General features: G+C 68.1%; 27 protein-coding genes. 16 read left to right on the top strand and 11 right to left on the bottom strand.

Going from position 1 to position 24,654, the window contains the following annotated elements:
* Positions 1 to 67: 67 nt before the first annotated feature.
* Positions 68 to 571, bottom strand: coding sequence for a YbjN domain-containing protein (locus EU805_RS12110; protein ID WP_129764239.1), 504 nt, complete (start codon positions 569 to 571; stop codon positions 68 to 70).
* 263 nt (positions 572 to 834) lie between these two features.
* On the opposite strand from EU805_RS12110, the gene EU805_RS12115 reads away from it, so the two are divergent.
* Positions 835 to 1,866: a M42 family metallopeptidase gene (locus tag EU805_RS12115; RefSeq protein WP_129764240.1), complete on the top strand. Its 1,032-nt coding sequence runs from the start codon at positions 835 to 837 to the stop codon at positions 1,864 to 1,866.
* 189 nt (positions 1,867 to 2,055) lie between these two features.
* Here the strand turns inward: EU805_RS12115 and EU805_RS12120 are convergent, their stop codons facing one another.
* The 3 genes from EU805_RS12120 to EU805_RS12130 all read right to left on the bottom strand — a co-directional run bounded on the left by EU805_RS12120 (position 2,056) and on the right by EU805_RS12130 (position 3,821).
* A complete protein-coding gene (locus EU805_RS12120; RefSeq protein ID WP_129764241.1) occupies positions 2,056 to 2,670 on the bottom strand; it encodes a fasciclin domain-containing protein in 615 nt (204 codons plus the stop codon).
* A gap of 159 nt (positions 2,671 to 2,829) precedes the next feature.
* A complete protein-coding gene (locus EU805_RS12125) occupies positions 2,830 to 3,531 on the bottom strand; it encodes an HAD family hydrolase (RefSeq protein WP_129764242.1) in 702 nt (233 codons plus the stop codon).
* The gene (locus EU805_RS12130; RefSeq protein WP_242494140.1) at positions 3,528 to 3,821 is read right to left on the bottom strand and encodes a DUF3572 domain-containing protein; all 294 of its coding nucleotides are present in this window, start codon (positions 3,819 to 3,821) and stop codon (positions 3,528 to 3,530) included. Before EU805_RS12130 ends, EU805_RS12125 begins: the two co-directional genes overlap by 4 nt.
* Before the next feature lie 75 nt (positions 3,822 to 3,896).
* Between EU805_RS12130 and EU805_RS12135 the strand changes: the two genes are divergently transcribed.
* The 3 genes from EU805_RS12135 (at position 3,897) to EU805_RS12145 (ending at position 6,626) form a co-directional block, all read left to right on the top strand.
* Positions 3,897 to 5,294, top strand: coding sequence for a diguanylate cyclase (locus EU805_RS12135; protein WP_129764243.1), 1,398 nt, complete (start codon positions 3,897 to 3,899; stop codon positions 5,292 to 5,294).
* A 269-nt stretch (positions 5,295 to 5,563) separates the two neighbouring features.
* Complete coding sequence (locus EU805_RS12140) at positions 5,564 to 5,959, top strand: DUF983 domain-containing protein (protein WP_129764244.1); 396 nt, start codon at positions 5,564 to 5,566, stop codon at positions 5,957 to 5,959.
* Positions 5,937 to 6,626: an NUDIX hydrolase gene (locus EU805_RS12145; protein WP_129764245.1), complete on the top strand. Its 690-nt coding sequence runs from the start codon at positions 5,937 to 5,939 to the stop codon at positions 6,624 to 6,626. Before EU805_RS12140 ends, EU805_RS12145 begins: the two co-directional genes overlap by 23 nt.
* Before the next feature lie 6 nt (positions 6,627 to 6,632).
* Here EU805_RS12145 and EU805_RS12150 read toward each other — a convergent pair whose 3' ends face one another.
* The 5 genes from EU805_RS12150 to EU805_RS12170 form a co-directional block, all read right to left on the bottom strand.
* Entirely contained in the window at positions 6,633 to 8,093 is a 1,461-nt protein-coding gene (locus tag EU805_RS12150) for a carnitine 3-dehydrogenase (RefSeq protein WP_129764246.1), read from the bottom strand.
* Between the two features lies 1 nt (position 8,094).
* The gene (locus EU805_RS12155) at positions 8,095 to 8,394 is read right to left on the bottom strand and encodes a hypothetical protein (protein ID WP_129764247.1); all 300 of its coding nucleotides are present in this window, start codon (positions 8,392 to 8,394) and stop codon (positions 8,095 to 8,097) included.
* The gene (locus EU805_RS12160; RefSeq protein ID WP_129764248.1) at positions 8,391 to 8,906 is read right to left on the bottom strand and encodes a lipocalin family protein; all 516 of its coding nucleotides are present in this window, start codon (positions 8,904 to 8,906) and stop codon (positions 8,391 to 8,393) included. Before EU805_RS12160 ends, EU805_RS12155 begins: the two co-directional genes overlap by 4 nt.
* Positions 8,903 to 9,811, bottom strand: a complete 909-nt coding sequence (locus tag EU805_RS12165; protein ID WP_129764249.1) for a 3-keto-5-aminohexanoate cleavage protein — start codon at positions 9,809 to 9,811, stop codon at positions 8,903 to 8,905. The genes EU805_RS12160 and EU805_RS12165 overlap by 4 nt, the downstream gene beginning before the upstream one ends.
* 179 nt (positions 9,812 to 9,990) lie before the next feature.
* Positions 9,991 to 11,034: an aldo/keto reductase gene (locus tag EU805_RS12170; protein WP_129764250.1), complete on the bottom strand. Its 1,044-nt coding sequence runs from the start codon at positions 11,032 to 11,034 to the stop codon at positions 9,991 to 9,993.
* Positions 11,035 to 11,258: 224 nt separating this feature from the next.
* Between EU805_RS12170 and EU805_RS12175 the strand changes: the two genes are divergently transcribed.
* From EU805_RS12175 to EU805_RS12185, 3 genes are all read left to right on the top strand, one after another.
* Positions 11,259 to 12,011 carry an SDR family NAD(P)-dependent oxidoreductase gene (locus EU805_RS12175; protein WP_129764251.1) on the top strand — a complete coding sequence of 251 codons (753 nt, stop codon included), beginning with the start codon at positions 11,259 to 11,261 and terminating at the stop codon, positions 12,009 to 12,011.
* A 69-nt stretch (positions 12,012 to 12,080) separates the two neighbouring features.
* Positions 12,081 to 13,823 carry a methionine--tRNA ligase gene (gene metG, locus EU805_RS12180; protein ID WP_129764252.1) on the top strand — a complete coding sequence of 581 codons (1,743 nt, stop codon included), beginning with the start codon at positions 12,081 to 12,083 and terminating at the stop codon, positions 13,821 to 13,823.
* Positions 13,824 to 13,954: 131 nt separating this feature from the next.
* Complete coding sequence (locus EU805_RS12185) at positions 13,955 to 14,746, top strand: lytic transglycosylase domain-containing protein (protein ID WP_129764253.1); 792 nt, start codon at positions 13,955 to 13,957, stop codon at positions 14,744 to 14,746.
* A 115-nt stretch (positions 14,747 to 14,861) separates the two neighbouring features.
* On the opposite strand, the gene irrA is transcribed toward EU805_RS12185, so the two are convergent.
* Positions 14,862 to 15,302 (bottom strand): iron response transcriptional regulator IrrA, encoded by a 441-nt coding sequence (gene irrA / locus EU805_RS12190; protein ID WP_129764254.1) that lies wholly within the window; start codon positions 15,300 to 15,302, stop codon positions 14,862 to 14,864.
* 130 nt (positions 15,303 to 15,432) lie between these two features.
* Between irrA and fabA the strand changes: the two genes are divergently transcribed.
* From fabA to EU805_RS12210, 4 genes are all read left to right on the top strand, one after another.
* Positions 15,433 to 15,942 carry a bifunctional 3-hydroxydecanoyl-ACP dehydratase/trans-2-decenoyl-ACP isomerase gene (gene fabA / locus EU805_RS12195; protein WP_129764255.1) on the top strand — a complete coding sequence of 170 codons (510 nt, stop codon included), beginning with the start codon at positions 15,433 to 15,435 and terminating at the stop codon, positions 15,940 to 15,942.
* A gap of 34 nt (positions 15,943 to 15,976) precedes the next feature.
* On the top strand, positions 15,977 to 16,678 hold the full coding sequence (gene ubiG, locus EU805_RS12200) for a bifunctional 2-polyprenyl-6-hydroxyphenol methylase/3-demethylubiquinol 3-O-methyltransferase UbiG (protein WP_129764256.1): 702 nt from the start codon (positions 15,977 to 15,979) through the stop codon (positions 16,676 to 16,678).
* A 66-nt stretch (positions 16,679 to 16,744) separates the two neighbouring features.
* Positions 16,745 to 17,974, top strand: coding sequence for a beta-ketoacyl synthase N-terminal-like domain-containing protein (locus tag EU805_RS12205; protein WP_129764257.1), 1,230 nt, complete (start codon positions 16,745 to 16,747; stop codon positions 17,972 to 17,974).
* A 2-nt stretch (positions 17,975 to 17,976) separates the two neighbouring features.
* Complete coding sequence (locus EU805_RS12210; RefSeq protein WP_129764258.1) at positions 17,977 to 18,762, top strand: enoyl-ACP reductase; 786 nt, start codon at positions 17,977 to 17,979, stop codon at positions 18,760 to 18,762.
* Between the two features lie 165 nt (positions 18,763 to 18,927).
* Here the strand turns inward: EU805_RS12210 and EU805_RS12215 are convergent, their stop codons facing one another.
* Entirely contained in the window at positions 18,928 to 19,362 is a 435-nt protein-coding gene (locus EU805_RS12215) for a peptidylprolyl isomerase (RefSeq protein ID WP_129764259.1), read from the bottom strand.
* Positions 19,363 to 19,479: 117 nt separating this feature from the next.
* On the opposite strand from EU805_RS12215, the gene EU805_RS12220 reads away from it, so the two are divergent.
* The 5 genes from EU805_RS12220 to EU805_RS12240 all read left to right on the top strand — a co-directional run bounded on the left by EU805_RS12220 (position 19,480) and on the right by EU805_RS12240 (position 24,615).
* Positions 19,480 to 20,295 carry an alpha/beta fold hydrolase gene (locus EU805_RS12220; protein WP_129764260.1) on the top strand — a complete coding sequence of 272 codons (816 nt, stop codon included), beginning with the start codon at positions 19,480 to 19,482 and terminating at the stop codon, positions 20,293 to 20,295.
* Positions 20,292 to 21,251 (top strand): threonine/serine dehydratase, encoded by a 960-nt coding sequence (locus tag EU805_RS12225; RefSeq protein ID WP_129764261.1) that lies wholly within the window; start codon positions 20,292 to 20,294, stop codon positions 21,249 to 21,251. The genes EU805_RS12220 and EU805_RS12225 overlap by 4 nt, the downstream gene beginning before the upstream one ends.
* Positions 21,251 to 22,036 carry a 3-oxoadipate enol-lactonase gene (gene pcaD, locus EU805_RS12230; protein WP_129764262.1) on the top strand — a complete coding sequence of 262 codons (786 nt, stop codon included), beginning with the start codon at positions 21,251 to 21,253 and terminating at the stop codon, positions 22,034 to 22,036. The genes EU805_RS12225 and pcaD overlap by 1 nt, the downstream gene beginning before the upstream one ends.
* Positions 22,037 to 22,155: 119 nt before the next feature.
* Positions 22,156 to 23,241: an alcohol dehydrogenase catalytic domain-containing protein gene (locus tag EU805_RS12235; RefSeq protein ID WP_129764263.1), complete on the top strand. Its 1,086-nt coding sequence runs from the start codon at positions 22,156 to 22,158 to the stop codon at positions 23,239 to 23,241.
* 144 nt (positions 23,242 to 23,385) lie between these two features.
* Positions 23,386 to 24,615 (top strand): mandelate racemase/muconate lactonizing enzyme family protein, encoded by a 1,230-nt coding sequence (locus EU805_RS12240; RefSeq protein ID WP_129764264.1) that lies wholly within the window; start codon positions 23,386 to 23,388, stop codon positions 24,613 to 24,615.
* Positions 24,616 to 24,654 lie beyond the last annotated feature (39 nt).

The raw sequence follows: 24,654 nt of genomic DNA on the forward strand, positions 1-24,654 counted from the left end.
TTGCGCACGGGCCCGCGCTATGGCCTGCGACGCGCGACAGGCGCGGCGCAAAACTTCGTGGTCCAACTCAGGCGCGGCCCACGGTTTCCGCCATGGCGATCTTGAGCGCCTCCTCGGGCGAACGTTCGGCCCAGGTGACGAGTTGGAGGACGGGATAGTAACGCTCGCAGGCGGTGACGGCGGTGTGGATCATCGTGTCGATCTGCTCTGGCGTGGCGACCTGATCGCCGGCCAGCACCAGCCCGTAGCGATAGACCATCATCCGCTGATCGTTCCACCAGGTGAAGTTGCCGCCCCACCCGTGATCGTTGATCGCATTGAGCGCCTCATAGAGCGCACCCAGACGTTTCTCGGGCGGTTCCATCTCGAAGGTGCAGATCAGCTGCAGCGTCTCGTCCATGTCCGACCAGGCGAGGGTCAGCGCGTAGTTGCGCCATTGTCCTTCCACCGCCATGGCGATGCGGTCGTCATGGGTCCGGTCGAATTCCCAGGCGTGATGCTCGGCCAGGTGTTCGACCAGGTCGATCGGATGGACTTCGTCGAAGTCCGCGAAGCTTTCTGCAAATGCCACGGTGTTCACCCTTCTGCGGGGCCCAGGGTACATGCCCGGCCCTCTTTGTTGACTGCTCTAGAACGGGTATTGTTCCCGTTACGTCCTCACCACATATCGTGGCGGCAGGGGGAGTCCCTGTAAAGCAAAAAAGGACCGCCCTGAACGGGTTGTCCACAGCTTTCGTGCGCCATCCGCGCCTTTTGGCCTATGGCGGCCCACCTTGCGGCGCCGCGCGCCAGGGCCTAGCGTGCGGCCGAATTCTCCCAAAGAGGCCCTGCCCCATGAATATCGACCTTCTGCGCCGGCTGTGCGAAACCCCCGGCGTTCCCGGCCGCGAGGACCGGGTCCGCGCCCTGATCGAGACCGAGATCGAGGGTCTGTTCGACCACGTCGAGACAGACCCGATGGGCAGCCTGCTGTGCCGCCGGGACGCGACCGCCGAGGATGCCCCGCGGATCATGCTTTTGTGCCACATGGACGAGATCGGCTTTCTCGTCAGCCATATCGACGAGGACGGCTTCCTTTACGTCCAGCCCGTGGGTGGCTTCGATCCGCGCAACCTCTTTTCGCGCCGCGTGCTGGTCTGCACGGACGACGGTGATCTCAAGGGCGTGATGAACCCCGGGGGCAAGCCCGTGCACATCTCCTCCCAGGAGGATCGCAAGAAGGTGCCCGAGATCGCCGAGTTCTTCATCGACACCGGGCTCGGCAAGGCCGTGAAGGACCGCGTCCAGATCGGCGACTACGTGGTGATGGACGAGCCCCTGCTGGAGATGGGCGACAAGATCGTCTCCAAGGCGCTCGACAACCGCGTCGCCTGCTGGCTCGGGATCGAGGCGATCCGGGCGCTCGGCGACAAGGGCCGCGGGGCGGAGATTCACGTGGCCTTCACCAGCCAGGAAGAGGTCGGGCTGCGCGGGGCGAAGACGGCCGCCTATCGCGTCCGCCCCGACATCGGGATCGGCATCGACACCACCCTGTCGGTCGACACGCCCGGCGTGGCCAAGCATCTTGCGACGACCCGGCAGGGCGAGGGCTTCGGACTGCACGTGCGCGACAGTTCCTTCATCGCGGACACGCGGTTGGTTAAGGACTTCGCCGCCCTGGCCGACCGCGAGGGCATTCCCTACCAGCGCACGATGCTGGCCGCCGGCGGACAGGACGGGGCGGCCGCGCAACAGGCTGCCGCGGGCGCGCGCGCGATCGGGATCGTGGTCGGCACGCGCTACATCCACACGGTGACAGAGATGATCCATCGCGGCGACCTGGAGGCGGCCCGCAAGATCCTGACGGCCTATCTCTCGGAGTTCTGATCGGCTCGCGCCTCTCCCCGACCGGCGCCGTAAAGCGATCGACCGGGGGAAGGCCTACCGGAACATGCGCGCCTGATCGTTCAGAGATCGGAACGCGAGAACGCAAAAGCCCCCCGCGCAGGTGATGCGCGGGGGGCTTCGTTGTTCACCGGGGCCCGTGGGGGTGCGGACCGCCTGCGAAGATCGTGATTACATGTCGGTTTCGGCTTCCGCGTCGGCGTCCATGTCAGCTTCCATGTCGGCTTCGGCCATCTCGGGCAGCAGCACCGTGTCGATCACGTGCACGACACCGTTCGACTGCATGACGTCGGCCTGGATCACGGTCGCCACCTGGCCGCGCTCGTCGGTCAGCGTGATGGTCTCGCCGTCCTGCATCGCGGTCAGCGTGCAACCACCGACGGTCTCGACCGGGTGCTCGCCGTTGTCGTCGGCGATCATGCCGGCGATGGCGGTCGAGTCAGCGTTCGCCGCCACGACGTGGCAGGTCAGGATCTCGGCCAGCTGGGCTTGGGCTTCGGGGGCCATAAGCGCCTCGAGCTGGGCGGGGTCCAGCGCCTCGAAGGCTTCGTTGGTGGGGGCGAACACGGTGAAGGGGCCTTCGCCGGACAGCGTCTCGACCAGGCCGGCAGCCTCGACGGCAGCGACGAGCGTGGTCAGGTTGTCGGCGTTGGACGCGTTCTCGACGATGGTCATGTCGGGCATCATCTCGGCGCCACCGACCATCGGGTTGTCTTGTGCGAAAGCCGCACCGGTGGACAGGGCCAGAACGGCGGCGGCGGCGGTCATGTTGGACTTGAAGTTCATTACTATTTCCTTTTCTTCGGGGCGGTCATTTCCGCCTTGCGATGACCCAGAAACGTCGCCCCCGTCCAACAGGTTTCGTTACGTTAACCTTAATGCGTTCACAAACACGTCAGGGCGCAAAGGGCGAGGCGCGATTTGGTAGCCCTCCGAAGGCTTGCGTCATCCCGTGCGCGCGTCCAGCCAGTCGAAAAGATCCGCGATCGTGTCCAGGACGACGTCCGCCATGGGGGTCAGTTCCGCGCGCGGCGCAGGCCCCGTCAGGACACCGACACAGACCATCCCCGCCGCGCGTCCCGCTTCAAGATCATGCGTGCTGTCACCGATCATGGCACAGGCCCCGGGCGCGAGGCCCGTCCGATCGAGGAAGGCCAGCAGCTGCCCCGGTCCCGGCTTGTGGCCGTGGCCGCTGTCGGCCCCCGCTATGAAGTCGAACCGGTCGGTAATACCCTCCGCCTGCAGATGGGCGCGGGCCGGCGCCTCGGCGTCGTTGGTGGCAAGGCCGAGCGTCAGCCCCCGGGCGCGCAAGTGGTCCAGAAGGCGCGGCAGATCGGCCGCCGGGCGCTGGGGCACCTCGGCCGCCTGAGCGTTCATGCGGGCGATCAGCGCGGCGCGGTCGGTGGCACCGGTGATCGCCATGATGCGATCGGCCACGGTGTGCACGGGTTCGGCGATGACCACGCTGCCGGGGCGGAACCGCTCGGTCGCGGCGTCGAAGCCCAGGGCCTCTGCCAGGCGGTGCGCCATTCCCGGGTCGCCGTTCGATTCGCGGACCAGCATCCGGCGGGTCCAGGCGCCCCAGGTCGCGTTGAAATCGAACAGCGTGCCGTCCTTGTCGAAAACCAGGCCTGCCAGGTCCGTCATGTCCAATGCGTTTCCTGCGCGCCCGGCAGCGCGTAACGCGCCTGCATCGGCGCATCGTAGGGCCAGCCGTGCGCATCGCAGAAGGCGATCACCGTCTCGTCCCGCTGGCACAGGAAATCCAGGACCGAGGCCAGGAACACCGGGTCGCGCGCACCGCGCCGCAGATCCTGCGCATCGAGGCCGTTGGCCCCCATGAAGTCCGCGCCAAGATCCGGGTCGGAGGCCACGTGCCCCAAGGCTTGCAAGGCCAGTGTCTCGGCCCGGTCTGGCGTCATCTCGAAGCCGCCCATGCGTGTGAACCTTTTTTTAAGTTATGTGGGTCAACTCTTAAAAATATAGGGAAACAAATAGTGAAGGGCCACGCCATGCCCAGCAGAATTCTGATCATCGACGAAGTCCATTCACGCCGTACGATCCTGCGGGTGAAGCTTCTGACCGCCCGCTACGACGTCGATGCCGTCGACAGCTGCAAGGAAGCCTATGACCTGATGGACAAACGGCGGCCCGATCTGATCATCCTCGCCTCATCCGCCAACACAGCGGATTACGAGGATCTGTGCACCTCGGTGCGCAAGAAGGCTGCGACGCGCAGCCTGCCGATCCTGATGCTGGGCGGGCCGGACACCAGCGTCGCGCGGTTCACGGCCCTCGACCTGGGGGCGGAGGACGTGATCCCCGATCCGGTCCCGGAAGCGCTGATGATGTCGCGCATCCGCAGCCTGCTGCGCCGCGCGACGGTCATGCGCGATCTCGATCTGCAGGCCGATACGCTGCGGTTCATGGGATTCCACGAAAGCCGCCGGGCGCGGTTCGCCCCCGCCTGCGTCCTTCTGCAAAGCGACCGTGGCGACGTGGCGACGACATTGGCCGCGACACTGCAGGCGGGACTGGGACAGCGCGTGCGCTGCGTGCCGCTGTTCTTCGTCGCCGACGACGATCCGGCGTGCCCGGCCCCCGATCTGGTGGTGCTGGATGCCACGCAAGGCGCGCTGGATCGCCAGCAGCTTTCGGCCCGGCTGGCGGATCTGCGGGCGCGCGAACGTTCGCGCGGGGCGGCGACGCTGGTCCTGTTGTCCGCGGAATCGCAGGATCTCGCCGCACTCGCCTTCGACCTGGGCGCCTACGACGTCATCGTGGGGCAGACCGATCAGCAGGAACTGGGCCACCGCGCCCGCCGCCTGCTCGAGGTGAAGGACATGCACGACCGGCTGACGAAACAGGTGAACCGCAACCTGGCGGAAGCCGGGCGCGACACGCTGACCGGCTTGTCGAACCGACGCACGGCGATGGCCCACCTGGAACGGATCGCCGAACGCGCGCAGGACAGCGGGATGGACTACGCGGTCATCCTGGCCGACATCGACCATTTCAAATCCGTCAACGACCGTCACGGCCATGCCGCGGGCGACCAGGTCCTGCGGGCCGTGGCGGAGCGCCTGGTCGCCGCCGCGCGGCCCGACGACCTGGTCGCCCGCGTCGGGGGGGAGGAGTTTCTGATCGCCCTGCCCGACACCACGGTGGAGGAGGCGCTGGAGATCGCGGGCCGGATGCGGCGGCGGATCGGCGACAGCCCCTTCGCCGTCAGCGGGGCCGATACAAAGATCGCGGTGACGATCTCGATGGGCGTGACCGTCGACCGACGCGACGCGCTATCGGGCTGCGTCTTCGATGCGCTTTTCGAGAAAGCGGATGCCGCCCTCTATCGCTCGAAGTCCGATGGGCGCGATACCGTGTCCTTGGCCGATCAGATCGCGGCGGCCTGACCTGTCGCACCCCGGTCGTCATGGTTCGGAATGCGAAAAGGATGCCGGCCGGACCGATCGACAAAGACGACGGCTGCGACCCGGGTTCTTCGGGACAACCGGGGCGAGATTGTCGCTCCACGGCACCGCATCGCAACTGCGGGCGATCCGGTCCGGCAGGCGACATCGCTTCGAACGGTCGCGGGGGGCGCCGCGTCGTTTTCGATTGCGACAGGCGGCGGGGGCAGGCAGACTCGGCGCATCCCGGATCCAGACCCAAGGCCAGCTCCATGTCGCAGACGCCCCCCCGCATCCCCGTCGCGGACCGCGAGATGAAACCGGCCATGCTGCGCGGCTTCCGGCGCCGCTGCCCGAATTGCGGCGAGGGCCGGATGTTCGACGGCTATCTTCATGTCACGCCGGAATGCAGCGCCTGCGGGACCGACCTGTCGCAGCACCGCGCCGACGACGGTCCGGCCTATCTGACCATCCTGGTGGTGGGCCACCTGCTGGCCCCCCTGATGATCTGGGTCTTCACCGAATTCCGCCCCGGGGCCGTCACGCTGGCGGTGATCTTCACCGTCTCGACGGTGCTTTTGTCGCTCTACCTTCTTCCACGACTGAAGGGCCTCGTGGTCGGCATCCAGTGGTCGAAGGGCATGTATGGTTTCGGCCGCCCCGACTGACCCCGCCATCCGCGATGCCGCCACGGTGATCGTGATCCGGCGCGATCCGGACCCCGCGGTCCTGATGGGCCAGCGCGGCGCGGCTGCGGTCTTCATGCCCGACAAGTTCGTCTTTCCCGGTGGCCGGGTCGAGGACTGCGACGCGGGCCTGCCCGGCCCCGCCTTGCCCGACGCCCAAACGAAGGCATTGTCGAACGAAAGCCTCCGCCCGCCCCGCGACCTTGCCTGCGCCGCGATCCGCGAGCTTTACGAGGAAACCGGCCAGATCCTGGGCACACCCGCGCCGTGGCCCGATGCACCGCCTCCCTGGCAGGCCTTTGCCGCGACGGGCCACCATCCGGACCCGCAGACCCTGCGCTACTTCTTCCGGGCCGTCACGCCGCAGGGGCGTCCACGCCGGTTCGACGCTCGCTTCTTTCTGGCCGAGGCCGAAGACCTGGCAAGCGATCCCGACGATTTCGCCACCGCCGACGGAGAGCTGTCGCACCTGCGCTGGATCCCGCTTCCCTCCGTCCGGGACCTCGATCTGCCGTTCATCACGCAAGTGGCGCTGAGGGAACTGATCGCCCACCTGGCCGACCCGCAGGCGCCGCTCAGCATCCCCTACTTCCGCAACGACGACGAACGGCACCTCGTCACCCGGTTGGGCGGCAAAAGCCCGATCTAGAATACCCTACTTGCGGCCCACCGCGCGTCCCGCCCCTTCGGGCCGCGGCAGGGTGGCATGGGCCTGCGCCAGCTTCGCAAGCGAGCCTGCCACGGCCTCGAGCGGCGCGCAGGCCCGCCGCGTGGCAAGGTCGACGTGGATCAGCATGTGCTCGCCGGTCGCAAGCAGGCGGTCGTCCCCCCACAGCCGGTGAAAGAGGTGCATCTTGCGTCCCGCGCCTTCCAGCACCTGGCTGTCGACGCGGATGCCTTCGCCCGCCCGGACCTCGCCCAGGTGCCGGATATGCGTCTCGGCCGTGAAGAAACTGTGCCCGGCGGCCACGTAGTCGGGCGTGCATCCGACGAGCAGCATCATGCGGTCCGTCGCGTCGCCGAAGACCTGCAGGTAGCGCGCTTCGGTCATGTGCCCGTTGTAATCGGTCCAGTCGAGCGGCACCGCACGCGCGACCGTGGGCAGCGGTGCCGAGACATCCGCCGCGTCCAGCGTTCGCGGCAGCCTGTCCAGCCGGGCATCCTGCGCGTTCAACACCGCTCCCGCCGCGTGATCGCGCGCCTTCAGCCCGCGCAGAAGCGTGACGAGGTTGTCGTCGCGGATGCGTTCCAGCGCGCGCACGTCCCTCGCGCCCGACTGCGCGTCCGACTGGGCCGCGATCTTCGCGATCAACGCGTCGTCCAGCTCGGGTACGTCCATCAGCCGTGTCCAGGGCCAGGCCAGCGCCGGGCCGAACTGGGCCAGGAAATGCGACATGCCGGCTTCGCCACCGGCGATGCGGTAGGTCTCGAACAGGCCCATCTGCGCCCAGCGCAGACCGAAGCCCATGCGGATCGCCTCGTCGATCTCCTGCGTGGTGGCGATCCCGTCGCGCACCAACCAGAGCGCCTCGCGCCAGACGGATTCCAGAAGACGGTCGGCGATATGGGCGTCGATCTCAGCCCGGACGCGCAGCGGGTACATGCCAAGGCCGGTCAGAACCTCCGCCGCGCAGTCGAGCGTGTCCCCGGGCGTCGCGGGCGATCCCACAAGCTCCACCAGCGGCAGCAGATAGACCGGGTTGAACGGATGCGCGACGACGATCTGCTCGGGCCGGACGCTGCCCTTCTGCAGGTCCGACGGCTTGAACCCGCTGGTGGAGGATCCGACGATCGCCTCTGCCGGGCAGGCCGCCTGGATCGCAGCCAGGGTCGCGTGCTTGAGGTCCAACCGTTCGGGCACACTCTCCTGCACCCAGTCGGCGCCTGCGACGGCCTCTTCGAGGGTCGCGGCAAAGGTGATCTCGCCCTCGCGCGGCATCGCGCTGTCGCTCAAGCCCGGCAGGGCGCGGCGGGCATTGTCCAGAACGAACTCCGCCCGGGTCCGCGCGCCCGGGACGGGATCGAAGATGGCAACCTCCCACCCCATCAGGGCAAAGCGCGCGGCCCACCCGCCGCCGATGACTCCGCCACCGACGATGGCCGCCTTGCGGGTCATCTCAGCGTGCCTCCGCCAGGTCTTGCATCTCCAGCGTGGCGTTCAGGTCGGTGTCATCCACGGCCGTGTCCGGGGCGGTCTGCGGCACCGGTCGCCGCTTGACCGAGGGGTCGCAGGCGATCATCGGGCTGCCCGCGTCGCGGATGATCAGTCCGCCCCCGGCGCGGCAATCCTCGAAGGACATGGACGATCCGATGACCAGCCGTTCCTGCACCGCGCCGCCTGCGTCGGCGCCGAGCATCGCCCCCCCTTCGCATCCCGCCACGGCCATCAGTGCCAAAAGTGTCAAACGTCGTGTCATGGGGTCACCTCTTGCAGGGGCTTCAGATCGAAGCCGTTGAAATCAAGGACGATCCGTGCCGCGGCCAGCCGGTCCGGTGGGATCGCGGCGCCTCGGTCCAGGATCCACGCGCCGGTGCCTTGCGGATCGGCCAGCACCGCGGTGCGATAGCCTTCGTCGACCCAAAGCACCCAGCGCGCGCCGCCACCCAGGTCCGGCGACAGTTGCAATCGTCCCGGTCCCGCATGGCGCGCGCGCCCCGCCCTTTGGCTGCCGTCCGCACAGTCTTCGCGCAGCGTCAGCTGTGTCGGAGTGACACGCGCGTAGCTCACGGACCGCGCCGCGCAATCGTCGGCGTCTGGGTAGCGCGCCACGACCTGCCAGTCCCCCGCAAACCGATCCGGATCGAACAGCGCCGCCGAGGCCACGGGGACGGAGGCATCCCGAAACCCTCTGGTCGGTGCCTCGGCGACCGGCGCGGGGTCGCTTGCGGCACAGCCCGCCAACAGCAGGATCCCGACAAGCGCCCTCATGCCGGGTCCCGCCGGGTCAGGCCAAGGCGCGTGCGCACCTCCGCCGGCGTCAGGATCCGCGCGCCGAGGCTTTCGACGATGCCCACCGCCCGCGCGACCAGTTGGGCATTGGTGGCGAGGGTGCCGCGATCCAGCATCAGGTTGTCCTCCAGCCCCACGCGCACGTGCCCGCCGGCCAGGACGCTTGCGGCCACGAAAGGCATCTGGTGCCGTCCCAGCCCGAAGGCCGAGAAGGTCCAGTCGTCGGGCACGGCGTTGCGCATCGCAAGGAAGGTCTGCAGATCGTCCGGCGCGCCCCAGGGCACGCCCATGCAAAGCTGGACCAGGGCCGGGGCGGTGAGCACTCCTTCGGCGACCAGTTGCTTGGCGAACCACAGATGCCCGGTGTCGAAGGCTTCGATCTCGGGCCGCACACCCGCCTGCGTCATGGCGGCCCCCATCGCGCGCAACATGCCGGGGGTGTTGGTCATCACGTAATCGGCCTCGGCGAAGTTCATCGTGCCGCAATCCAGCGTGCAGATCTCTGGCCGGCAGTCGAGGACATGCGCCAGCCGCTCCGAGGCGCCGATCATGTCGGTGCCCGCCGCCGGCGGCAGGGGACGCTCGGGTCCGCCGAAGACGATGTCGCCGCCCATCCCGGCGGTCAGGTTCAACACCACGTCGACGTCGGAGGCGCGGATCCGCTCCGTCACCTCGCGGTAGAGGTCGCGCCGCCGCGAGGGCGCACCGCTGTCGGGATCGCGCACGTGGCAATGCACGATCGCCGCCCCGGCCCGGGCGGCGGCGATGGCGCTTTCGGCGATCTGTTCCGGCGAACGGGGCACGTGGGGCGAGCGATCCTGCGTCGCCCCCGATCCGGTCACGGCGCAGGTCACGAAAACTTCGCGGTTCATCTGCAACGGCATCTCGCTCTCCTGTCCCGCGATCTTGCGGCGCGCACCGCGGCCCCGGCAAGCGCGGCCGCATTCTCTGTTCCACAAATATCCGCCCCGCCGGCGAGGCGTCCCGCAATCTCCACCCCTGACCGACGCCCGCAGCGGTGCGGCAAAGGTATCGTCCGTGGGGCCATGGCCCCGCGGTCCGCTCAGTAAGGCATCGGGTGCGCGCGGTGGGCGGTGTCGATCTCGTCCAGCACGGCCTCCGACAGCGTGACGTCGCGCCCGGCCAGCGTCCGCTCCAGCTGGGCGGAGGTCGTCGCCCCGAAGATGGCCGAAACCGCGAAGGGCCGCGTCCGTTGCCAGGCCAGCGCCATGTGCACCGGATCGAGGTCGTGGCGCACGGCGATATCGAGGTAGGCCTGCACGGCATCGTAGACCCGGTCGGTGTTGCGCCCGCCCAGATCGCCGTTGATCGCCATGCGGCTTCCCTCCGGCCGGGCGCCGTTCTGGTACTTGCCGGTCAGCATCCCGCAGGCCAGGGGAGAGAAGGACAAAAGCGTGATGTCCTCGTTCACCGCCATTTCGGCCGCGTCGGTGTCGAACAGGCGGTAGAGCAGCGAATACTCGTTCTGTACCGACACCATCCGCGGCAGGCCGTGCTCTTCGGCCAGATCGCACCACTTCGTCATGCCCCAGGCGCTTTCGTTGCTCATCCCGATGGCGCGGATCTTGCCGGCCTGCACCGCCTCGCCCAGCGCGCGCAGAACCGCGTGCATGTGATCCAGCGTCTGCGCCCGGTCCTGGCCAGAGGGATCGAAGGTCCAGTTCTGCCGGAACGCGTAGGAGCCCCGCAGCGGCCAGTGCATCTGGTAGAGGTCGATCACGTCCGTCTTCAGCCGGCGCAGGGACCCGTCGATGCCGTCCGCGATGTTGTGCGGCCCGTAACCTTCGCCGTCCCGCACGAAGCCGCCGTTGTCGCCTGAGATCTTCGTCGCCACGACCCATTCGTCGCGCCGTCCCGTCCGGGCGAACCAGTCGCCCAGCACCTCCTCCGACAGGCCGACCGTGTCCTTGGCGACCGGGTTCACAGGATACATCTCGGCACAGTCGAGGAAATCGATGCCCGCGTCGCGGGCCATGTCCATCTGCCGGTGTGCGTCTTCCGCCGGGGTATGGGTCCCGAAGGTCATCGTGCCCAGGCACCAGTCGGTGACCTTCAGGTCCGAGCGTCCCAGTGTCAGCCTGTCCATGTCGCATCTCCAAGTCATGTCGCGCGCAACCCTACGCCCTGCGACAGCCGCCGCAAGGGCGACGGGGCGCGCCGCCCGGCGAAAGGGCCGGGTCGAATCGCGCGCCCGGCAGGATTGCGCGCTCATGGGCGCCAAGTCGCCGGGAGGATCGGCACACGTGCGCGGCAGGAACCTGCGACCGTTGCCAACCGTTGCCCGGATGACGACAAACGAAGGAACGCCCCATGGATATCCGCCTGACAGACAAGACCGCCCTCGTGACCGGTGCCGCCTCCGGCATCGGGGCCGCCATCGCCGAGAAGCTGGCGCAAAGCGGCGCGCGCGTGATCGTGGCCGACCTCGAAGAGGACGCGGCACAGAAGACCGTCGACCGGATCGAGACCGCGGGTGGCCAGGCCCGCGCGATCGCCTGCGACGTGAGCGATGCCGCGGCAGTCGAAGGCATGATGAAGGATATTGCGGCCGACGGCGGGTTGCATCTGCTGGTCAACAACGCGGGCATCGGCGGTGCGCAGGCCCCGACGGGCGCCTATCCGGTCGACAGTTGGAACAAGGTGATCGGCGTGAACCTGACGGGTGTCTTCCACGGGTTGCGCTTCGGCATACCGGCCATCAAGGACAGCGGCGGCGGTGCGATCGTGAACGTGGCCTCGATCCTCGGCACCGTCGGCACGCAAGGGTCCTGCGCCTACGTCGCGGCCAAGCACGCGGTCGTGGGGCTGACGAAGGCCGCCGCGCTCGAACACGCGGGCGACGGCGTGCGCGTCAACGCGGTCTGCCCCGGCTACATCAACACGCCCCTGATCGAGGAGAACCTCGACGACGAGACCCGCGAAGGGCTGGTCGGCCTGCACCCAATGGGCCGGTTGGGAGAAGCGGACGAGATCGCCTCCATGGTGGTTTACCTGTTGTCGGATGCGGCCTCCTTCGTGACAGGCTCTCATCACCTCGTCGACGGCGGCTACACCGCGCGATAGCGCCCCGCCTTGCCAGCGGGCCATGGTCTGGGTAAGTCCGGCGCAGCCAAACGCAAGGACCCGCCCGCCATGGCCCGCCATCTCATCACCTCCGCCATTCCCTACATCAACGGGATCAAGCACCTGGGCAACCTGGTGGGGAGCCAGCTGCCGGCGGATCTCTATGCGCGCTACCAGCGGGCGCGCGGCAACGAGGTCCTGTTCCTCTGCGCCACCGACGAACACGGCACGCCCGCGGAACTCGCCGCCGCCAAGGCGGGCGAGCCGGTGGCAGACTATTGCGCGCGCATGCACGAAGTGCAGGCCGATATCGCCGCGCGCTTCGGTCTGTCGTTCGACCACTTCGGACGCTCTTCCAGCCCGCAGAACCACGCGCTGACCCAGGCGTTCGCCGGCCGCCTGGCCGAGCGCGGCCTGATCCGCGAAGTGACCGAGGACCAGGTCTATTCCGTCACCGACGGCCGATTCCTGCCCGACCGCTATATCGAGGGCACCTGCCCCAACTGCGGCTTCGAGGACGCCCGCGGCGACCAATGCGACAATTGCACCAAGCAACTCGACCCCACGGACCTCATCAACCCGCGCTCGACGATCTCGGGCGCCACGGATCTGGAGGTGCGTTCGACCAAGCACCTCTACCTCGAGCAATCCAAGCTGAAAGGCGACATCGCCGCCTGGATCGACAGCAAGACCGATTGGCCGGTCCTCACGACCTCCATCGCCCGGAAGTGGCTGAACGACGGCGAGGGCCTGCAGGACCGGGGCATCACCCGCGACCTGCACTGGGGCATTCCGGTCAAGCGCGGCGATCAGGACTGGCCGGGCATGGAAGGCAAGGTCTTCTACGTCTGGTTCGACGCGCCCATCGAATATATCGCCTGCGCGCAGGAATGGGTCGATGCGGGCAAGGCCCCCGCCCCCGGGGACGGCGCGGACAAGGACAGCCTCTGGGAAAGCTGGTGGCGCACCGACCGGGGCGCGGACGACGTGCGCTACACGCAGTTCATGGGCAAGGACAACGTGCCCTTCCACACCCTGTCCTTTCCGGCCACGATCATGGGCGCGGACCAGGACTGGAAGCTGGTCGATTACATCAAGTCATTCAACTACCTCAACTACGACGGCGGTCAGTTCAGCACGTCCCGCGGGCGCGGCGTCTTCATGGACCAGGCGCTGGAGATCCTGCCCGCCGACGTCTGGCGCTGGTGGCTTCTGTCCCACGCGCCCGAATCCTCTGACGCGGAGTTCACGTGGGAGGCGTTCCAGCAAGACGTGAACAAGGATCTGGCCGACGTACTGGGCAACTTCGTCAGCCGGATCACGAAGTTCTGCCGCTCGAAGTTCGGCGAAGCCGTCCCCGACAGCGGCACCCCGGGAGAGGCCGAGGCCGAGCTTACGCAAGAACTTCAGTCCCGCATGGACGCCTACGTCCGTCACATGGATGCCATCGAGGTCCGCAAGGCCGCCGCCGAACTGCGCGCGATCTGGGTCGCTGGCAACGAGTACCTGCAATCGACCGCCCCCTGGACGACCTTCAAAACCGACCCCGAACAGGCCGCCTGCCAGGTGCGCCACGGTCTGAACCTGATCCGGCTCTACGGCATCCTCTCGGCGCCCTTCATTCCCGAGATGGCGCGCACCATGCGCGATGCGGTGGGCGCGGACGACGAGGCATGGCCCACCGACGCCGCCGCGGCGCTGGGCGCCCTGCCTTCCGGCCACGCCTTTACGGTGCCGGAGAACCTCTTCACGAAGATCACCGACGACCAGCGCGCCGAATGGGCCGCGCGGTTCGCCGGCACGCGCGACTGACCCCGCAACTGGCCCGGCCGCGCGCTGGTTAAGAAGAAAAAGCGCCCCGCACGGGCGCTTGGTGGCCCTGATATTGGATAACGCCGCGCTCGTGCTAGGTTCTGGCGAAATCAACCAGATGGACCTTACACATGCGCACATTCGCACTCGCCGCCGCCCTTGCCTTCACCGCGGGCTCCGCCGTGGCCGCCACTTGTGGCAACGATGCCTCGGGCTTCAACGCCTGGAAGCAACAGTTCGCCCAGGAAGCCGCCGCGCAAGGCGTGGGCCAGCGCGGGCTCGACGCCCTCGCAAACACCTCCTACGCCCAGCGCACGATCAACGCCGACCGCAACCAGAAGTCCTTCCGCTACAGCCTGGACGAGTTCATGCGGATCCGCGGGGCCGACACCATCGTGGCGCAGGGCCGTCAGCGCATCGCCGCCAACCCCGGCTTCTACCAGCAGCTCGAGGCGACCTACGGTGTCCCCGCCTCGGTCATCGTGGCGATCCACGGGATGGAGACGGCCTTCGGCAACTTCATGGGCGACAGCAACGTGCTGAGCGCGATCTCCACGCTGGCCTACGATTGCCGCCGGTCGGACTTCTTCTCGACCCACGCGATGGCGGCGCTGATGCTGGTCGACCGTGGCGCGATCAATGGCGGCACGATCGGGGCGATGCACGGTGAGCTGGGCCACACCCAGTTCCTGCCGGCCAACGTGATCCGCTACGGCGTGGACGCGGATGGCAACGGTGTCGTGGACCTCACGAACCAGACGGACGCGCTTTACTCCACCGCCAACTTCCTGCGTCAGAAAGGCTGGCAGCCCGGCCAGGGCTACCAAGAGGGGCAGCGCAACTTCAGCGTGATCCAGGAATGGAACGCGGCGACGGTCTACCAGCAGGCCATCGCGATCATGGGCGCGCGTATCGCGCAATAAGGGTCCGGCGGGATATGTCCCGCCGCCCGGACGACATACGAAAGGCGGGGCATGCCCCGCCTTTTTCACGTCTCGCGATGCAGATTGCCGTTCGATCGGTCGCGCGCGCCGGACCTTATCCGTCGGATTTGCGCAGGCGCAGGATGACGTCGACCGCGACCAGCTCCGCGCCTTCGGGGGCCGCGGGCAGGCCGCGGATATCCAGCGCCTCGCGCGGGGCGTCGGAGAGCTCCGAGGTATCTTCCCAGAAGTAATGGGGGTGGTCGTGCATGTCGGTGTCGAAGTAGCTTTTCGCACCGTCGACCGTGATCTCGCGAAGGACGCCTGCGTCGCAGAAGGCGCGCAAAGTGTTGTAGACCGTGGCCAGCGACACGCCCGCCTCGCGGGTGCCGGCGGCCTCGTACAGGCCTTCCGCGGTGACGTGGCGGTCCTGTCCGTCGCCCATCAGCAAGGCGGCCAAGGTCACGCGCTGCCGCGTGGGCCGCAGCCCGGCATGGCCGAGCCAGTCGGTGGCGCGACGCGTGGCCGCTTCGGTCAAGGCAGGAAAATCGGTCATACCCGTCTCATATGGTACCTGTGCCCCGGCGTTCAATGGTTTTCGCGCAAGCCCCGCGACACCGCTTGCCTGCGTTGCAAGGCGAATGTTATGCCCCCGCCAATCCAGAGCTTATCCCCGGGGGCCGCCCATGTCAGACTATCCGACTTCTTTCGACCGCGAGGACCTGCTGAAATGTGCGCGTGGAGAGCTTTTCGGCCCCGGCAACGCGCAACTTCCCGAACCGCCGATGCTGATGATGGACCGGATCACCGACATCTCTGGCGACGGCGGCCTGCATGGCAAGGGCCACGTGGTGGCGGAATTCGACATCACGCCCGACCTGTGGTTCTTCGAATGCCATTTTCCCGGCAACCCGATCATGCCGGGCTGCCTCGGCCTCGACGGGCTTTGGCAGCTCACCGGTTTCAATCTGGGCTGGCGCGGCTGGCAGGGGCGTGGCTATGCCCTCGGCGTGGGCGAGGTCAAGCTGACCGGCATGGTGCGCCCCGACCGCAAGATGCTGACCTACAAGGTGGATTTCACCAAGGCCGTGCAGACCCGCCGCCTGACCATGGGCGTGGCCGACGGCATCGTCGAAGCCGACGGCGAGGTGATCTACCAGGTCAAGGACATGAAGGTCGCCCTGTCGGAAAGCTGACGGACCCCAAGGCGCACGCACGGCGTTGGACGGCATGGCAGACCGCAACGACCTGAGCATCTACGACACCCACGCCGACCGCTGGTGGAGCGACGAGGTCCGCTGGATCCGCACGCTCAAGAACATGGTGCCGGGGCGGCTGTCGTTCTTCGACGATTTCATCGACTGGCAGGACAAGCAGGTGCTCGACGTGGGCTGCGCCGGAGGGTTCCTGGCCGAGGCACTCGACGCGCGCGGCGCGACCGTCACAGGCATCGACCCCGCCGAGGACGCGCTCCGCGCCGCCCGCGATCACGCCGAGCAGAACGGACGTGACATCCGCTACGACACCGGCGTCGGAGAGGACCTTCCCTACACCGACGCGATGTTCCACGCCGTGGCCTGCGTCGACGTGCTGGAGCATGTGACGGACGTGCAAGCGACCCTTCACGAGATCGCCCGCGTCCTCAAACCCGGCGGGTTGTTCTTCTACGACACGATCAACCGCAATCCGGTCGCCCGGCTTGCCGCGATCACGATGGCCGAGGACGTGCTGAAGATCTTGCCCAAGGGCACCCACGACCCGGACATGTTCATCAAACCCGCCGAACTGCACGCGATGATGCGGACCGCAGGTCTGGTACCGCTGAAAGAGACCGGGCTGGGACCGCGCGGCGTGACCCGCAGGCTCGACCCCAGCTTCGGCCGGGTGCCGACCAAGGCCGTGATCTACATGGGTGTCGCGCGCAAGGATTAGCCTTTCGCCTTGCCGATCCGCGCCCCCGTCCACTAGACAGGGATCAATTCACCGAGAGGAGCGTCCATGCGTCGTGTCGTCATCACCGGGCTGGGAATCGTCTCGCCCATCGGAAACAATGCGCAGGAGGTGCTGGACAGCCTCAAGGCCGGACGCTCCGGGATCGAAGCCAGCGCCGAGATGGCCGAACACGGCTTCCGCAGCCAGGTCGCGGGCACCCTGAAGCTGGACGTGGCCGATCACGTGGACAAGCGGACGCTGCGGTTCATGGGCCCCGGGGCCGCCTACGCGCATATCGCCATGACCCAGGCGATCGCGGACGCGGGCCTGTCGGAGGCGCAGGTGGTCGACCCGATGACCGGCGTGATCGCGGGTTCCGGCGGGCCGTCGACCTCTGCCATGTTCTCCGCGCACCAGACGGTCCTGAAGACCGGCGGCACCAAGCGGATCGGGCCCTTCGCCGTGCCCAAGACGATGTCCTCCACGGTCAGCGCCAACCTTGCCACGGCGTTCCAGATCAAGGGGATGAACTTCTCGATCACCTCCGCCTGCTCGACCTCGCTGCACTGCATCGGCATGGCGGCGCAGCAGGTGGCGCTTGGGGCGCAGGACATCATGTTCGCGGGCGGTGGAGAGGAGCTGGACTGGACGCTGTCCTGCCTCTTCGACGCGATGGGCGCGATGAGCAGCAAGTACAACGACACGCCGGAACGTGCCAGCCGCGCCTTCGATGCGAACCGCGACGGGTTCGTGATCGCGGGGGGCGGCGCGATGGTGGTGCTGGAAACGCTCGATGCAGCCCAGGCCCGCGGTGCGAAGATCTACGCCGAGGTCACGGGCTTCGCCGCGACCTCCGACGGGGCGGACATGGTGGCACCGTCAGGCGAAGGAGGAGAACGCGCCATGCGCGGCGCGCTCAAGACCCTGCCCGATGGTCGCAAGGTGTCCTACATCAACGCCCACGGGACCAGCACCCCCGTCGGCGACGTGGGCGAGATCGAGGCCGTCCGCCGGGTCTTCGGTGAGGGCAGCACGCCGCCCGTCAGTTCCACGAAGTCGATGACCGGCCACAGCCAGGGCGCCACGGGCGCACAGGAAACCGTCTACTGCCTGCTGATGCTGCAGGACGATTTCATCGCCCCTTCGATCAACGTCGAAACGCTCGATCCCGCGCTGAAGCCCGAGGAGATCGCCACCGCCCGCGTCGAGGCCGCGGGACTCGACACGGTGATGACGAACTCCTTCGGGTTCGGCGGCACCAACGGGTCGATGCTGCTTTCGAAACTGGGAAACTGACGATGATTACGATGCAGGGAAAACGCGGGCTTATCATGGGGGTGGCCAACGACCGCTCCATCGCCTGGGGGATCGCCAAGGCGATGGCGGAGGCCGGGGCGGAACTGGCCTTCACCTACCAAGGCGAGGCTTTCGGCAAACGGCTGGAACCCCTGGCCCAGAGCGTCGGCTCGGACCTGATGGTGGACGTGGACGTGAACGACGACGCCTCCATGGACGCGGCTTTCCAGATGCTGAAGGACCGCTGGGGCACGATCGACTTCGTGGTCCATGCCATCGCCTATTCCGACAAGTCGGAACTGGCGGGGCGGTTCATCAATACCACCCGGGCGAATTTCAAGAACTCGCTCACGATCAGCTGCTATTCGTTCATCGACGTGGCCAAGCGCGCGTCGGAACTGATGCCGGAGGGGGGCACGCTGCTCACTCTGACCTACCAGGGCAGCAACAAGGTAACGCCATACTACAACGTGATGGGGGTGGCGAAGGCCGCACTCGAGTCCGCCGTGCGGTATCTGGCGAACGATCTCGGCCCGCAGGGCATCCGCGTGAACGCCCTTTCGCCGGGGCCGATGAAGACGCTCGCGGGCAGTGCCATCGCGGGCGCGCGCAAGACCTTCAAGCATACCGCGAGCAATGCGCCGATGCGCGAAAACGCGACGCTCGACGCGGTCGGCGGCACGGCGGTCTACCTTGCCTCCGACGCGGGCGCCTACACGACCGGCGAGATCCTGCACATCGATGGCGGTTTCCACATCCTCGGCATGCCGCAGCCCGATCAGCTGTGACGAAGGCCGCCGTGGGGGGCCGTTCCGCAATCTCGGGCGCGCGCATCGAAGCGCGATCCCCCTGCTTCTTCTGGCCGGAAATATCCCGGGGGTCTGGGGGCAGAGCCCCCAGGACGGGGTGGGCGGGCGGGCCCGCCCACCCCCTTCATGTTACGCCGCGCGGGCTCAGGCGGATTTGACCTCGACCATGGTCACATCGAAGGTCAGGTCCTTGCCGGCCAGCGGGTGATTGGCGTCCAGCGTCACCGTGTCCTCGTTTACGGAAGCGACCGTCACGGGGACGACCTGGCCCTGCGGCGTCTGCATCTGCAGTTGCAGGCCTTCCTCCAGCGTGATCTCGGCGGGGATATCGCTGCGCGGCACGTCTTGGCGCGCCTCGGCGTTGACCGGGCCGTAGGCTTCGTCGACGGGGATGTTCACCGTCTTGGCCTCGCCCTCGGCCATGCCGGGGATGGCATTGTCGAGGCCGGGGATGATCTGTCCGGATCCCACGGTGAATTCCAGCGGGTCACGGCCTTCGGAGCTGTCGAACACGGTGCCGTCCTGAAGGGTGCCCGTGTAGTGGATGCGGACGGTGTCGCCCTGTTTTGCTTCGGTCATGTCTATGTCCTTTCTTGCGAATCGCGTCGTGCCTATCGGGGACACCCGCGGGATGCAAACCGCTTTGCCCTTGGCGGGGGACCGTGCCACAGTCGCACGAAACCGCGAGGAGGCCGCATGCCACAGATCACCGCCGCCGACGGCACGCCGCTTTACTACGAAGAGAAAGGCAGTGGCACGCCGGTCCTCGCCCTGCCCGGCCTGACGCGCAACACCACCGATTTCGACCACGTCGCACCGCATCTGGACTGCCGCCTGATCCGGGTGGACTACCGCGGGCGCGGCCAGTCGGGGTGGGCCGATCCCGCCACCTACACCGTTCCGGACGAGACCCGCGACGTGCTGGCGGTCATGGATCACCTGGGGCTCGAGAAGGCCGCCTGCATCGGCACCTCCCGCGGGGGGATGATCGCAATGTTCCTCGCAGCGACCGCCAAGGACCGGCTGCTGGGCGTGGCGCTCAACGATATCGGGCCGGAGCTGGACGAAGGCGGGCTGAACCTGATCCGTGCCTACGTGGGCAAGCGTCCGGCGCAGAAGACCTACGACGAGGCCGCCGCCACCCGCGCCACGCTCATGACGCAGTTCCCCGGCGTGCCGATGGACCGCTGGCGCGCCGAGGTGGAGCAGCACTACGCCCAGACCGACGACGGTCTGGCGCTGCGCTACGATCCCGCGCTCTCCTCTGCCTTGGGCGACGGCTCGGAGCCGAGCGCCGACCTCTGGCCGCTCTTCGACGCGCTGGCTGGACTGCCGCTGGCGATGATCCGGGGCGCGAACTCCGACTTGCTGACGCAGGAGACCTTCGAAGAGATGCAGCGCCGCCGCCCAGACGCCATCGCGGCCGAAGTTCCCGATCGCGGCCACGTCCCCTTCCTCGACGAGCCGGAATCGCTCGCCGCCCTGCACGACTGGCTGGAGCAGATCCGATGAACATAGAGATGATCCGTGCCGCGGCAGACAGGCTCGACGGCCGCGCCCGCGTGACGCCCCTGCTGTCCTCGCCCTTCCTCGACGATCTGGCCGGGCGGCGGGTGCTGGTGAAGGCCGAATGCCTGCAGCATACCGGCAGCTTCAAGTTCCGCGGGGCCTGGTCGGCGCTCTCGGCCATGGATGGGGCGACACGCGCCAACGGCGTCTTCGCCTATTCCTCCGGCAATCACGCGCAAGGCGTGGCACTGGCCGCCCGATTGCACAGCGTACCCGCGGTGATCCTGATGCCCTCCGACGCGCCTGCGGTGAAGATCGCCAACACCCGTGCCCTCGGGGCCGAGGTCGTGGTCTACGACCGCGCCACCGAAAGCCGGGAGGAGATCGGCACAGCCCTCGCCGCCGAGCGCGGCCTCACCCTGGTGCGCCCCTACGACGAGCCGCTCGTGATCGCGGGCCAGGGCACCGCGGGGCTGGAAATCGCGGCCCAGGCGCGCGCGCTCGGCGTGAGTGAAGCGGAAGTGCTGGTCTGTTGCGGCGGCGGGGGTCTGACCGCTGGCGTCGCCCTGGCGCTGGAGGCCGAGGCGCCGCGGATGCGGGTCCATCCCTGCGAGCCGCAGGGCTTCGACGACACGGCCCGCAGCCTCGACGCGGGAGAGATCCGCAGCAACCCCAGCCCGTCCGGTTCGATCTGCGACGCCATCGTGACACCCGCCCCGGGCGAGCTGACCTTTCCGATCCTCAAGCGGTTGTGCGGGCCCGGCTACGTCGTCGGCGACGACGATGCCCTGCGCGCTATGGCCCAGGCCTTCCAGCGTCTGCGCATCGTGACCGAACCGGGTGGCGCCGTGGCGCTGGCCGCGGCCCTGACCCGGTCGAAGGCAGACACCGTCATCGCCATCGCCACCGGCGGCAACGTCGATCCGACCCTATTTACCCGCGCCTTGGAGACCTTGTGATGTTCATCGATAACAACGGCGTCCGCCTGAACCTGCGCGAGGACGGCGACCCAAGCGGTCCGGCGGTCGTCTTCGCCAATTCGCTGGGCACCGATCTGCACCTGTGGGACCCGATCATGGACCTGCTGCCCGCGGGGCCGCGCTACATCCGCTGGGACAAGCGAGGGCACGGTGCCTCCGACGTGCCCAAGGGGCCCTACACGATGGGTCAGCTCGTCTCCGACGCCGAAGCGGTCTGCGACGCGCTGGAGGTGCGCGACTGCGTCTTCGTCGGCCTCTCGGTCGGCGGGATGATCGCGCAGGGCCTGGCCGCCAAGCGGCTGGACATCGTGCGGGCGTTGGTGCTGTCGAACACCGGCGCGCGGATCGGCACCCGCGCGCTGTGGGAGGACCGGATCGCTGCGGTGAAGTCCCGCGGGATGGAGCCGCTCGCCGACGGCATCATGGAACGCTGGTTCACCGATGCCTTTCGCACCTCCGACGCCGTGGCACCTTGGCGCGAGATGGTCGCAAGCCAGAGTGCCGAAGGCTACGCCGGCGTCTGTGCCGCCATCGCGGGGACCGATTTCATCACGCCCACCAGCGGCTTGCGGCTGCCGACACTCGGGATCGCGGGCTCCGACGACAAGGCGACCCCGGCCGATCTGGTACGCGAGACGACGGACCTCATCCCCGGCGCGCAGTTCACGGTGATCCGCCGCGCGGGGCACCTGCCTTGCGTCGAACAGCCAAAGGAGTACGCCCGCACCTTGAGCGACTTCCTGGCCCGGACCGGCACGATCTGAGGCCGTCTCGCCGCGTCGGCCGCCCCTGCGTCCGGCTAACCGCGCCGTTTCACCCAGGCGCGGCATCGACCTGACGCGCCATCGTCCCCGTTTCATCCCGTCCTGCTTACGGAGCTCCCATGACCACCGCCATCAAAGCCGCCGTCTGCCATGACTTCGCCCAGCCCCTCTCGGTCGAGACCGTCCACATCCGCCCGCCCGGCGCCGGAGAGGTCGAGGTCAAGCTGAAGGCCTGCGCGATCTGTCACTCCGACATCTCCTACGCCGAAGGCGCCTGGGGCGGCCAGCTTCCGGCCATCTACGGCCACGAGGCGGCGGGAGAGATCACCGCGATGGGCGACGGCGTGCGCGGGCTGGCCTTGGGCGACACGGTGGTCGTCACGCTGATCCGTGCCTGCGGGTCCTGTGCGACCTGCGGATCGGGGCAGCCCACGCTCTGCGCCACGCCGCCCGCGTTCAACACGCCGCTCGCCACGCAGGACGGCGCGCCCATCGTGCAGGCGATGAACGCGGGCGCCTTCGCCGAACGGGTGGTGGTCGACCCCAGCCAATGCGTGAAACTGCCCGTGGACATGGACCCCGTCGCGGCCTCTCTCCTGGCGTGCGGGGTCATCACCGGCGTCGGCGCGGTGGTGAACGCGGCCAACCTGCGCGCGGGTCAGGACGTGGTGGTGATCGGCGCGGGCGGCGTCGGCCTCAACGCGATCCAGGGGGCGCGGATCGCCGGCGCGCGCCGCATCGTGGCCGTCGACATGAGCGAGGAGAAGCTGGCCATCGCGCGCGACTTCGGCGCCACGGACGGGGTTCTCGCAACCGAAGCCAAGCCTTGGCGCGCGGCCAAGGCCGCCATGGGTCGCGGCGCCGACGCCGTCATCGTGACGGTGGGCGCGATCCCCGCCTTCGACAGCGCGCCGCAGTACCTTGCGATGGGCGGTCAGGTCATCATGGTCGGCATGCCGCATTCGGGCGCCACCTCGACCTACGAGCCGGTGATGTTCGCGGCCACCTCGCAAGGGCTGAAGGGATCCAAGATGGGCGACGTGGTCATCGCGCGCGACATCCCCTGGATGGTGGACCTCTACGGCCAGGGCCGCTTGAAGCTGGACGAACTCGTCTCGAAGACCTGGCCGCTGAGCCAGATCAACGAGGCCATCGCCGATACCAAGACGGGATCCGCCAAGCGCAACGTCATCGTCTTCGAATGACCCGCCGAGGCCCCACCGAATGCGCGTGGGCGCGAGGCGCGGACGCCAGGCCCCGACCGCCTATCCCGCCGCAACCAGCGCAGCGCGTCAACAAGGCGCTCAACGTCCTCTTTCACCTGGCGAAATAAACTCACGGAGACCGGCATGCAGCTGCGCGACCTCGACATCATCGTGACGGCCCCGCCCGCGCCGGGCTGGGGCGGGCGCTACTGGATCCTGGTGAAGCTGACCACCGACGACGGGATCACCGGCTGGGGCGAGTGCTACGCGGCTTCCGTGGGACCGCAGGCGATGCAGGCGGTGATCGCGGATGTCTTCGCGCGGCACATGGAGGGCGAAAACCCCGAGAATATCGACCTGATGTTCCGCCGCGCCTATTCCGCGGGGTTCACCCAGCGGCCCGACCTCACCGTGATGGGCGCCTTCTCGGGGCTGGAGATCGCCTGCTGGGACATCCTCGGCAAGGCGCGCGACCGGCCCGTGCATGCGTTGATCGGCGGGCGCACGAACGACCGCATCCGCGCCTATACCTACCTCTACCCGCAGCCGGGCCACGACCTTCCCGAGTTCTGGACCAGCCCCGAGATGGCCGCCGAATCCGCCTACGCCATGGTCGAGCGCGGCTACACGGCGGTGAAGTTCGACCCTGCCGGCCCCTACACGATCCGGGGCGGGCACATGCCGTCGATGCCGGACATCTCGCTCTCCGTCGCCTTTTGCCGCGCGATCCGCGCCGCCGTGGGCGACCGCGCGGACCTGCTCTTCGGCACGCACGGGCAGTTCTCCAGCGCGGGCGCGATCCGGCTGGGCCGGGCCGTGGCCCCCTACGATCCGCTCTGGTTCGAGGAACCGGTTCCCCCCGACAACACCCACGAGATGTCCCGCGTCGCTGGGGCCACGGGCATCCCCGTGGCGACGGGAGAGCGGCTGACCACCCGCGCGGAATTCGCGCCCGTCCTGCGCACCGGGGCGGCCGCGATCCTGCAGCCTGCGCTTGGCCGCTGCGGCGGGATCTGGGAGGCGCGCAAGATCGCCGTCCTGGCGGAAGCCTACAACGCGCAACTGGCGCCGCACCTTTACGCGGGCCCCGTCGAATGGGCCGCCAACGTGCAACTGGCCGCCGCGATTCCCAACATCCTGATGGCCGAAACCATCGAGACGCCGTTCCATTTCGACCTCATCAAGCACGGGTTGTCGGTCGAGAACGGCTACATCCCCGTCCCCACGGCCCCGGGCCTGGGGATCGAGGTGGACGAGGACCTGGCCCGCGCGCATCCCTATACGGGCACGGGGCTGCACCTCGAGATGCAGGAGGATCCCATCGGCTATCACGGCGTGAACCTCTTCGAAGGCGGCGCCCCGCCCGTCGAGTGAGCCCTTTCCAAAGCCCGCGCCCCGCGTCAGGATCGGCCC

The organism is Salipiger sp. IMCC34102, from assembly GCF_004145405.1.
Classification (GTDB): Bacteria; Pseudomonadota; Alphaproteobacteria; order Rhodobacterales; family Rhodobacteraceae; genus Loktanella.